The organism is Rheinheimera muenzenbergensis (assembly GCF_036984005.1).
In the GTDB taxonomy this organism is placed as follows: domain Bacteria; phylum Pseudomonadota; class Gammaproteobacteria; order Enterobacterales; family Alteromonadaceae; genus Alishewanella; species Alishewanella muenzenbergensis.
Map to the genome: position 1 here is coordinate 1 of NZ_JALAAR010000047.1, position 1,235 is coordinate 1,235.

General features: G+C 48.5%; 1 protein-coding gene. It reads left to right on the forward strand.

All coding sequences use genetic code 11. From position 1 onward, the window contains the following. Positions 1-12 precede the first annotated feature (12 nt). On the forward strand, positions 13-1,197 hold the full coding sequence (gene tuf / locus MN202_RS20485) for an elongation factor Tu (RefSeq protein ID WP_335737988.1): 1,185 nt from the start codon (positions 13-15) through the stop codon (positions 1,195-1,197). Positions 1,198-1,235 lie beyond the last annotated feature (38 nt).

A 1,235-nucleotide genomic window follows, 5' to 3' on the forward strand; every position in this document is an offset into this window, starting at 1 on the left:
AAGGGTCTATCCATGGCTAAGGCTAAATTTGAACGAGTAAAACCGCACGTAAACGTAGGCACCATCGGTCACGTTGACCACGGTAAAACTACTTTAACTGCAGCAATCACAAACGTACTGGCTAAGCACTACGGCGGTCAGGCATTTGCTTTCGATCAAATCGACAAAGCACCAGAAGAAAAAGCGCGTGGTATCACGATCAATACTTCACACGTTGAATACGACACGCCAACTCGCCACTACGCGCACGTAGACTGCCCAGGCCACGCTGACTATGTTAAAAACATGATCACTGGTGCGGCGCAGATGGACGGTGCAATTCTGGTAGTAGCAGCGACTGACGGCCCAATGCCACAAACGCGTGAGCACATCCTGTTGTCACGTCAGGTAGGCGTACCTTACATCATCGTATTCATGAACAAATGTGACATGGTAGATGACGAAGAGCTGTTAGAGCTGGTAGAGATGGAAGTACGTGAGCTTCTGTCAGACTACGATTTCCCAGGTGATGACCTGCCGGTAATCCGTGGTTCAGCGCTGAAAGGTCTGGAAGGCGACGCAGCATGGGAAGAGAAAATCCTTGAGCTGGGTAACGCACTGGATACTTACATCCCAGAGCCAGTACGTGCAATCGATAAGCCATTCATCATGCCAATCGAAGACGTATTCTCAATTGCTGGTCGTGGTACTGTAGTAACAGGCCGTGTAGAGCAAGGTATCATCAAAGTAGGTGAGACAGTAGAAATCGTTGGTATCAAAGACACTGTAGCGACGACGTGTACCGGTGTAGAGATGTTCCGTAAGCTGTTAGACGAAGGTCGTGCAGGTGAGAACATCGGTGCGCTGTTACGTGGTACTAAGCGTGAAGACGTAGAACGTGGTCAGGTACTGTCTAAGCCAGGTTCAATCAAGCCACACACTAAGTTCGAAGGCGAAGTGTACGTACTGTCAAAAGAAGAAGGTGGTCGTCATACTCCATTCTTCAAAGGCTACCGTCCACAGTTCTACTTCCGTACTACTGACGTAACTGGTGCAGTTGAATTACCAGAAGGCGTAGAAATGGTAATGCCAGGTGACAACCTGAAGTTTGTTGTTGAACTGATTTGCCCAATCGCGATGGACGAAGGTTTACGCTTCGCAATCCGTGAAGGCGGCCGTACAGTTGGTGCTGGTGTAGTATCAAAAATCATTGCTTAATTGGCATTGATTAAAAAAGGCCCTGCGGGGCCTTTTTT